We start from the raw sequence: 8727 nt of genomic DNA on the forward strand, positions 1-8727 counted from the left end.
GCTGAGCCCCGAACAGCGAAGGAGTGCCATGGACGCCGTAACGCAGGTCCCCGTCCCCGTCAACGAGCCGGCGCTCGGATACGGTCCGGGCAGTGCCGAGCGCGGCCGCCTGGAGCGTGCCCTCGGCGACCTCGCGGCACAACCCGTGGACCTGACCATGACCATCGGCGGCGCGCAGCGCATGGGTGGTGGCGGCAAGCTGGACGTCGTTCAGCCGCATGACCACCGCGCCGTGCTCGGCACTTTGGCCGAGGCCACCGAGGACGACGCCCGTGCCGCCGTCGACGCCGCGGCCGCCGCGGCGCGGGACTGGCGCGCGCTGTCCTTCGACGACCGCGCCGCGGTCTTCCTCAAGGCGGCCGATCTGCTCGCCGGTCCGTGGCGCGACACCCTCAACGCCGCCACCATGCTCGGCCAGTCCAAGACCGCGCAGCAGGCCGAGATCGACGCCGCCTGCGAACTGATCGACTTCTGGCGCTTCAACACGCACTTCGCCCGGCAGATCCTGGCCGAGCAGCCGGTCTCCGGACCCGGGCAGTGGAACCGCGCCGACCACCGGCCGCTGGAGGGCTTCGTCTACGCGATCACGCCGTTCAACTTCACCGCGATCGCCGGGAACCTGCCCACCGCCCCCGCGCTGATGGGCAACACGGTGCTCTGGAAGCCCTCGCCGACCCAGCAGTACTCCGCGCACTTCCTGATGCGGCTGCTCGAAGCCGCCGGCCTGCCGCCCGGCGTGATCAACATGGTCACCGGCAGCGGCGTCCCGGTCTCCGAGGTCGTGCTGCGCCACCCGGACCTGGCCGGGATCCACTTCACCGGCTCCACCAGGACGTTCCAGCACCTGTGGCGCACCGTCGGCGAGAACATCGCCGGCTACCGCGGCTACCCGCGCCTGGTCGGCGAGACCGGCGGCAAGGACTTCGTGCTGGTGCACGCCTCCGCCGACCCGCGCGCGGTCAAGACCGCGCTCACCCGCGGCGCCTTCGAGTACCAGGGCCAGAAGTGCTCGGCCGCCTCGCGTGCCTACCTGCCGCGCGGTCTGTGGAACCGGCTGCGCGACGACCTGCTCGCCGAGGTCGGCGCGCTCACGATGGGACCGGTCACCGACCTGTCCAACTTCATGGGCGCGGTCATCGACCGGCGCGCCTTCGACAAGCACAAGGCCGCGATCGACCGGGCACACGCCAACGCGGGCATCGACGTCGCGGCCGGTGGAACGTATGACGATACGACCGGGTACTTCGTTCGGCCGACCGTGCTGGTCGGCAGCGATCCGGCCGACGAGATCTTCAGCACCGAGTACTTCGGCCCGATCCTGTCCGTCTTCGTGTACGACGAACCGGACTTCGAGTCCGTGATGGACCGGATCGACGCTTCGTCGCCCTACGCGCTGACCGGCGCGATCCTGGCCACCGACCGCTCCGTGGTGGCGCGCGCCACCGACCGGCTGCGCTTCGCCGCGGGCAACTTCTACGTCAACGACAAGCCGACCGGCGCGGTCGTCGGCCAGCAGCCCTTCGGCGGCGGCCGTGCCTCGGGCACCAACGACAAGGCCGGCTCCGCGCAGAACCTGCTGCGCTGGACCAGCACGCGGGCGATCAAGGAGACCTTCGTGCCGCCGACCGAGTACGGCTACCCGCACATGCGATAATCGGACAAAATGGCCTAGATGGGCTATGGGTTCGGTCAATCGCGTGGTTGGCATAGTCGCGCATTGGCATATTCGCACAGAAGAGTGGCGCGCGCCGTGATCAGCGTGCGCCACTCGTCTGTGCTCGGACTATTCGGAACCTGGGGCGACCTCGCGGCCGGACGTGCGGGCCGGATCGGGCCGGACCGGCACGGTCCTCGGTCAGTGCTTCGAGCCGGCGGCTGCGATCTGCTTGCGGACCTCGTCCATGTCCAGCTCGCGGGCCTTGGAGATCAGCTCCTCAAGCGCCGGGCCGGGGATCGCCCCGGGCTCGGCGTAGACCACGATGCCGTCACGCGCGATCATCAGCGTGGGGATCGAGCGGATGTTGAACGCTCCGGCCAGGCTCTGCTGCGCGTCGGTGTCCACCTTGCCGAACACGATGTCGGTGTGCTTCTCGGACGCGCGCTCGTAGATCGGCCCGAAGGTCCGACACGGCCCGCACCACTCGGCCCAGAAGTCCACCAGGGTGATCCCCGGGGAGGACACGGTCTGTTCGAAGTTGTCCGTGGTCAACACGACGGTCGCCATCAAATTCTCCCTGTTCGGCTATAGCCTCTGACCACCCAACATACCCACGCGTCGCGGCATTCCCGCCTCAGTGCAATGACATCCCGATACGTGGACGCGTCCGGCCGCCAGGGCCTCGGCCGGCAGACCTCAGCCGAGCGCCGAGTCGAGTACCCGGGTCAGCGCCAACCCATCCGCGGCCGCCGCGCTGACCAGTACCGCCGGGCCGGACAGCCGCAGCACGGCGACGGCGATCCCCGGGTCGTCCTGCGACGGGATCTGAGGCAGCGGGATCAGAGGCAGTGAGATCGCGGGCGGTGAGGTAGCAGGCGGCCGGCCCGGAGGCTGGGGCGGCGTCGTGGTCCGTGACGCCGATGCCTTCGCGGGCTTGGTCGATGCGGGATCGGCGGCGGCTCGCAGCGCATCCGCCCAGGCGGGCTCGACTATCAGCATCGTGCCCAGCGCGCGGTGGCCCCCGCTGCCCGAGGGACCGAGCGAGCCGGGATGCCGTGGCCCCACGGCGATCTCGTGGTCGAGCAGCACACGTCCGTCCCGGATCACCCGCAGCCTGGTGGCCGCCGAACCCGGCTCCTCGTCGTCCCGGCCGAGCACCAACTCGTCGCGCCAGACGAGGCGGGCGTCGGACGCCAGCTCGACCCGCGTGAAGGTGCGGTGGCGCGCGCCGCGCGCGGCGATCAGCGGCTGCGGCGACCAGGACAACGCCGCGCCCTCGCCGACCCGGACGTGGATCTCCAGGCTCGACTCGCGCCCGTTCGGCCCCGGCAGCGCCACCGACGCCGCGACGCTGCGCACCTCAAGCCGCGCCCCCGGGCCGAGGTCGACCGAGCAGCGCAGCTCGTCGCCGCCGAGTGGTCCGGCCGCGCCGCCGACCAGGTGCACCTGCGCCGGGACGGGTCCGGCCGCGTCGGCCGCGGTCCCGGACTCGGGCGGGCGGCGCTGGCCGGTGCGCCGCAGCAGCAGCGGCGCCTCGCCGGCCAGCGTGGTCAGCCGCGTCGTGCCGTCGGGCTGGCTGCGGGCGACGATCCGGGCGGAGGCCCTCACCGCTGCGCCGCTCCCGCTCCCGTCCCGGCCGTCAGCCGCCGCTCGGCCAGCAGCTTCCTGATCCAGTCGGCGATCGCGGGCGCACCCGGATGCTCGGCCAGCGAGGTGAACAGCGTCGGGCGCTCGCCCCGCTTGGCCGCCGCGTCCCGGCGCATCACCTCCAGGTCGGCGTGCACCAGCGGCGCGAGGTCGGTCTTGTTGATCACCAGCAGGTCCGAGCCGGTGATGCCGGGCCCGCCCTTGCGCGGCACCTTGTCCCCGGCCGCCACGTCGATCACGAAGATCTGCCGGTCGATCAGGCCCTTGCTGAACGTCGCGGTCAGGTTGTCGCCGCCGCTCTCGATCAGCAGCAGGTCGAGACCCGGGAACGCGGCCTCCAGCGCCGCGGCGGCCTCCAGGTTCGCCGAGATGTCGTCGCGGATCGCCGTGTGCGGGCAGCAGCCGGTCTCCACCGCGGTGATCCGCCGCGGCTCCAGCACGCCCTGCCGCAGCAGTATCTCCGCGTCCTCGCGGGTGTAAATGTCGTTGGTCACCACGGCCAGCGACAGCTCGTCGCGCAGCGCCCGGCACAGTCCCGCGACCAGCGCCGTCTTGCCCGAGCCGACCGGACCGCCGATCCCGATGCGAAACGCCCCGCCCCGCCTGCCGGCGTCCGGGCCGTGGCCGACTCGGACGCCGGCTCCGGCCGCGCCGGGCTCCAGCGGATGATCACGATGCAAAGAGACGCACCTCCCAGGTCAGATGGTGTTCGGCGGAGATGTCGAGCAGCGGCGCCCCGGTCGCGGGCAGTTCCTCGGCCGGGCCGCGGGCCGCCTTCGCCGCGGCCGTCGCCACCTGCTCGACCGTCCCGGCCAGCGACGCGAGGACCGCGGTGACCTCGTCGGGATCGAGGCCGAGCAGCCGCGTCGCGGCACCGGCCGGACCGCTGACCGCGCCGAGCGCCGCCGCGCAAGCCGTACTACCCGGATCCAGCCCGGCCACCGCCGCCGCGGCGCCGAACGCGACCGGCTGGTGCGGGCCCTGCGGATGCAGCCCGGCCACCGCTTCGAGCACCACGCTCGGCCAGCCGGCCCGCACCGCGCGGATCAGCTGCCGCCCGAGCCTGCGCGAGACCTCCCGCTGCGCCGGCGACGGCGTGCGTGCGTCGTACTCCGCGTCCAGCGCCGCCACCGCCTTGGCCTCGAACCCGCCCTCGCCGACGACCACGCCGCCGCTGAGCTCCAGCGCCGCCGCCGCGGCGAACGCGGCCGACGTGAGCCCGACTCCGGTCAGCCGCCCGAGCAGAAAGGCGCGCAGCGTCTCGGCGTCGTGCACCCGGCCGGCGGCGACGGCCGCTTCCAGCCCCCCGGAATGCGCATGCGTCCCGGCAGGCAGACGGCTGTCGGCGAGCAGTAGCAGCGGAATCACGCTCATCGCAGAGACAGTAGCGGCAATCGGCCTGCGACCGGCATCGAAGCGTTCATATGACTCGCGCATGACAGACGCGTGCGGTCGCACTCCCAGTCGCATTCGATGTCGCATCCGGTCCGGCGGCGTGTTCAGAACAGAAAGTAACGCTGCGCCATCGGCAGCACCTCGGCCGGCGCGGGCTCGACCACCTCGCCGTCGATGCGCACCGTGAAGGAGTCCGGCTCCACCTCGATCCGGGGCAGCGCCGTGTTCTCCGGCAGGTCCCGCTTCGTCAGGCTCCTGACGTCGCGCTGCGCCACCAGGCGGCGGCGTACGTCGAGCCGCTCGGCCAGCCCGCCCTCCAGCGCCGCGCCGGCGACGAAGGCGAGCGAGGTGGCCGGTGCCGCCGCCCCGTACGCGCCGAACATCGGGCGGGGCAGCACCGGCTGCGGAGTCGGGATCGAGGCGTTCGCGTCGCCCATCGCGGCCCACGCGATCGCGCCGCCCTTCAGCACCAGGGCCGGGCGCACCCCGAAGAAGGCCGGCTCCCACAGCACCAGATCGGCGAGCTTGCCCGGCTCGACCGAGCCGATCTCGCCGTCCATGCCGTGCGCGACCGCCGGGGCGATCGTGTACTTCGCCACGTACCGGCGCGCCCGGTGGTTGTCGGCCGCGCCGTCGCCGGGCAGCGCGCCGCGCCGCGTCTTCATCACGTGCGCGGTCTGCCAGGTGCGCAGGACCACCTCGCCGATGCGGCCCATCGCCTGCGCGTCCGAGCCGATCATGGAGATCGCGCCGAGATCGTGCAGGATGTCCTCGGCCGCGATGGTGGTCGGCCGGATCCGCGACTCGGCGAACGCCAGGTCCTCGGGCACCGTGGGATTCAGATGGTGGCAGACCATCAGCATGTCGAGATGCTCGTCGATCGTGTTGACCGTGTGCGGCCTGGTCGGGTTGGTGGACGACGGCAGGAAGTTCGCCAGTCCCGCCACCGTGATGATGTCGGGGGCGTGGCCGCCGCCCGCGCCCTCGGTGTGGTACGCGTGGATGGTGCGCCCGGCGACCGCCGCGATCGTGTCCTCGACGAACCCTGCTTCGTTCAGCGTGTCCGTGTGGATCGCGACCTGCGCGCCCGACGCGTCCGCGACACGCAGGCAGGTGTCGATCGCCGCGGGGGTCGCGCCCCAGTCCTCGTGGATCTTGAATCCGGCGGCCCCTGCGCGCAGCTGCTCCCAGAGCGCTTCCTCGTTGGTCGAGTTCCCCTTGCCCAGCAACGCGAAGTTCACCGGCCACGGGTCCAGGGCCTCGAACATCCGGGCCAGGTGCCAGGCCCCGGGCGTCACCGTGGTCGCCTTCGTGCCCTCGGCCGGGCCGGTGCCGCCGCCGATCAGGGTCGTGACACCGGAGCCGAGCGCCTCCTGGACCGACTGCGGACAGATGAGGTGTACGTGCCCGTCGATCGCCCCGGCCGTCAGGATCCTGCCGTTGCCGGAGATCACCTCGGTGGACGGCCCGATCACCAGCAGCGGGTGCACGCCGTCCATCGTGTCGGGATTCCCGGCCTTGCCGAGCGCGACGATCCGGCCGTCGCGGATGCCGACGTCCGCCTTCACCACGCCCCAGTGGTCGAGCACGATCGCACCGGTGATGACGGTGTCAGGGGTACCAGGCACGCCCTCGCGCCCGACCCGCGTGGCGTGCGCCATGCCCATCGACTCGCGGATCACCTTCCCGCCGCCGAACACGGCCTCGTCGCCGCCGGCGCAGCGGTCTTCTTCGATCTCGATGAACAGGTTCGTGTCGGCCAGCCGGACCCGGTCGCCCGCCGTCGGGCCGTAGAGCGCCGCGTACCGCTCCCGGGAGATCTCAGCCATCGAGCCTGCCTTCCGCGCGGGCGCCGCTGAGCCCGCGCAATCCCGTCACGATCCGCCGTCCGCGGATCGGCACCAGCGCGACCTCGCGCGGCAGCCCCGGCTCGAACCGGACGGCGGTGCCCGCCGGGACGTCCAGCCGCTTGCCCCAGGCGACGTCCCGGTCGAAGTCGAGGGCCGAGTTGGCCTCGGCGAAGTGGTAGTGCGACCCGACCTGCACAGGACGGTCGCCTCGGTTGCTCACGGTCAGCGTCGTGCGCGGCGTGTCGGCGTTGAGGTGGATCGGGGTACCGGCAAGGCGGAACTCGCCGGGGACGATTGGGGAATCGTCGTGGTTCACGTGAGCGTCGGTCACCGCGCTCAGCCGATCGGCTCGTGCACGGTGACCAGCTTCGTGCCGTCCGGGAACGTCGCCTCGACCTGGACTTCCCTGAGCATCTCGGGCACGCCCTCCATGACGTCCTCGCGAGTGAGCACCATGCGTCCTGCGTCCATCAGCTGCGCGACCGTGTATCCGTCGCGTGCGCGCTCCAGCAGATACGCGGTGATCACCGCCGTGGCCTCGGGGTAGTTCAGGCGCAGGCCGCGAGCGCGCCGTTCCCGCGCCAGATTCGCGGCGACGTGGATGAGCAGGCGCTCCTGCTCGTGCGGAGTCAGCAGCATGACTGGAGGATTGTGACCGCCTGTTTCCGTAGTGTGACGGTGATGTGGCGGATGCATTTCCGAATCGGGCAATTCGCTGATATCGGCGCTTCGGGCCTGTGTTCAGGCGCGCGCGGAGGTCACGTCCGCGGGCGTGTCGAGGTCGTGCGGGTCGGCGAAGGCGTCGCAGGGCACGAGGACGAGGTCCGCGGCGTGCTCGGCGAGCAGCGATCGCGCTCCGGAGTCTCCCTTCGCGCGCCGCGCCGCGCCGGCCCAGTGTTCGTGGCCGAACAACACCGGATGCCCGCGCCGGCCGCCGTACGAGGCGGCGGCGAGCCGCGCTCCGCCCCGCCAGGAGGCCAGCACCGCGTGTACCGCCTGCGGCCCGACGAACGGTTGATCGACGAGGAGGACGAGCGCGGCGTCGACCTGGCGGTCCGGCGTCAGTTCGCCGAGCCCGGCACGAAGCGACGAACCCATGCCCGTGGCCCAGTCTCCGTTCACGACGATTCGTGCCCTGCGAAGATCGGCGCGCTGCCGCACCTCGTCCGCGCTCGCGCCGATCACGACGATCACGTCCGCACAGCCGCCGCGCAGCGCCGTCTCGACGGCGCGCTCGACCAGTAGCCGTCCCTCGAACTCCAGCAGTGCCTTCGGGCCGCCCATCCGAGTTCCGGCGCCCGCCGCGAGGATCACCGCGGCCACGCCCTGAGCGGCAGCACTCCTGGCCGCGCTCTTATCAGCGCCCGTGTCCGTCATCGCGCACGCAGGGCCAGGTAGAAGTCGACCTGATGGTCGAGGCGGGCCAGGTCGCGCCCCGTCAGCTGGTTGATCTTCTCGATCCGGTAGCGCAGGGTATTGACGTGGATGTGCATCTCCTGCGCGCAGCGGCTCCACGACGCCGAGCAGGCCAAGAACCGGTCGAGTGTCTCCTCCAGCTGGGAGTGGTGCCTGGCGTCGTACGTGCGCAGCGGGCCGAGCAGCCGCTCGCGGTATCCGCGGCGCAACTCGTCGGGAACGTGGGCCAGCAGCACCAGGTGCGAGGCGAGCTCGTCGTGCTCGGCGAGCTCCAGCTGGCCGGAGCGGCGCATCGCGAGGCGCATCGCCAGCCGCGCCTCCTCGATCGCCCCGGCCAGGTCGGCCGCCTGGCCGAACCGGTCACTGAGCCCGACCGCGACCCGGTCTCGGCCCAGGCCCGGGGTCAGCGCCGCGAGCCGGCCGCGCAACATGGCCGCTACACCGACCGGCGTGCCGGTTTCGGACGGCGGCGTCGCAGAGCCCGCCTTCGCGTTGAACGCGTCCGCGGTGAGCACCACCGCGTGCGCGGTGTCGTGCCACGGATCCGTGTCCTTCGTTCCTGCGGCAGCGCCGGTGGATCCGGACTCGAATACCGCGATCGGCAACGGGGACTCGGCCGACGCCGGTTCCAGCAGTACGCGCGCCAGCCGCCCGACCCGCACGTTGCCCGCCGTCGCCACCGCGATCGCACGCAGCCCCGCCTCCGGGGCGAGCCCCGCCACCGTCAGCCGCGCACCGATCTCCGCCGTCGGCCCCGCCTCC

At 72.3% G+C, this 8727-nt stretch carries 10 protein-coding genes; 1 reads left to right on the forward strand and 9 read right to left on the reverse strand.

Annotated elements, in window-relative coordinates; all coding sequences use genetic code 11:
• Positions 1–28: 28 nt before the first annotated feature.
• Positions 29–1654, forward strand: coding sequence for an L-glutamate gamma-semialdehyde dehydrogenase (pruA, locus tag VGS97_RS07120; protein WP_349262020.1), 1626 nt, complete (start codon positions 29–31; stop codon positions 1652–1654).
• Between the two features lie 201 nt (positions 1655–1855).
• Here the strand turns inward: pruA and trxA are convergent, their stop codons facing one another.
• The 9 genes from trxA to VGS97_RS07165 all read right to left on the reverse strand — a co-directional run.
• Positions 1856–2224: a thioredoxin gene (gene trxA / locus VGS97_RS07125; RefSeq protein ID WP_326852445.1), complete on the reverse strand. Its 369-nt coding sequence runs from the start codon at positions 2222–2224 to the stop codon at positions 1856–1858.
• A gap of 129 nt (positions 2225–2353) precedes the next feature.
• Complete coding sequence (locus VGS97_RS07130; protein ID WP_326852446.1) at positions 2354–3265, reverse strand: urease accessory protein UreD; 912 nt, start codon at positions 3263–3265, stop codon at positions 2354–2356.
• Positions 3262–3984: an urease accessory protein UreG gene (gene ureG, locus VGS97_RS07135; RefSeq protein WP_326852447.1), complete on the reverse strand. Its 723-nt coding sequence runs from the start codon at positions 3982–3984 to the stop codon at positions 3262–3264. The genes VGS97_RS07130 and ureG overlap by 4 nt, the downstream gene beginning before the upstream one ends.
• Positions 3974–4678 carry an urease accessory protein UreF gene (locus VGS97_RS07140; RefSeq protein ID WP_326852448.1) on the reverse strand — a complete coding sequence of 235 codons (705 nt, stop codon included), beginning with the start codon at positions 4676–4678 and terminating at the stop codon, positions 3974–3976. The genes ureG and VGS97_RS07140 overlap by 11 nt, the downstream gene beginning before the upstream one ends.
• A 125-nt stretch (positions 4679–4803) precedes the next feature.
• Positions 4804–6528, reverse strand: coding sequence for an urease subunit alpha (locus tag VGS97_RS07145; RefSeq protein WP_326852449.1), 1725 nt, complete (start codon positions 6526–6528; stop codon positions 4804–4806).
• Positions 6521–6844: an urease subunit beta gene (locus VGS97_RS07150; protein WP_349262022.1), complete on the reverse strand. Its 324-nt coding sequence runs from the start codon at positions 6842–6844 to the stop codon at positions 6521–6523. Before VGS97_RS07150 ends, VGS97_RS07145 begins: the two co-directional genes overlap by 8 nt.
• Positions 6845–6885: 41 nt before the next feature.
• On the reverse strand, positions 6886–7188 hold the full coding sequence (locus tag VGS97_RS07155; RefSeq protein WP_326852451.1) for an urease subunit gamma: 303 nt from the start codon (positions 7186–7188) through the stop codon (positions 6886–6888).
• Positions 7189–7290: 102 nt separating this feature from the next.
• Positions 7291–7926: a nucleotidyltransferase family protein gene (locus tag VGS97_RS07160; RefSeq protein ID WP_326852452.1), complete on the reverse strand. Its 636-nt coding sequence runs from the start codon at positions 7924–7926 to the stop codon at positions 7291–7293.
• Positions 7923–8727 (reverse strand): PucR family transcriptional regulator (locus VGS97_RS07165; protein WP_326852453.1); only part of this gene is annotated, 805 nt, incomplete at its 5' end. The genes VGS97_RS07160 and VGS97_RS07165, both read right to left, overlap by 4 nt.

The organism is Actinocrinis sp., from assembly GCF_035946395.1.
Lineage (GTDB): Bacteria > Actinomycetota > Actinomycetes > Streptomycetales > Catenulisporaceae > Actinocrinis.

Excerpts from the sequence above, each read along its gene's own strand:
- pruA (WP_349262020.1), top strand. The coding sequence starts at position 29 with ATGGACGCCGTAACGCAGGTCCCCGTCCCCGTCAACGAGCCGGCGCTC.
- trxA (WP_326852445.1), bottom strand. The coding sequence starts at position 2,224 with ATGGCGACCGTCGTGTTGACCACGGACAACTTCGAACAGACCGTGTCC.
- VGS97_RS07140 (WP_326852448.1), bottom strand. The coding sequence starts at position 4,678 with ATGAGCGTGATTCCGCTGCTACTGCTCGCCGACAGCCGTCTGCCTGCC.
- VGS97_RS07145 (WP_326852449.1), bottom strand. The coding sequence starts at position 6,528 with ATGGCTGAGATCTCCCGGGAGCGGTACGCGGCGCTCTACGGCCCGACG.
- VGS97_RS07155 (WP_326852451.1), bottom strand. The coding sequence starts at position 7,188 with ATGCTGCTGACTCCGCACGAGCAGGAGCGCCTGCTCATCCACGTCGCC.
- VGS97_RS07160 (WP_326852452.1), bottom strand. The coding sequence starts at position 7,926 with ATGACGGACACGGGCGCTGATAAGAGCGCGGCCAGGAGTGCTGCCGCT.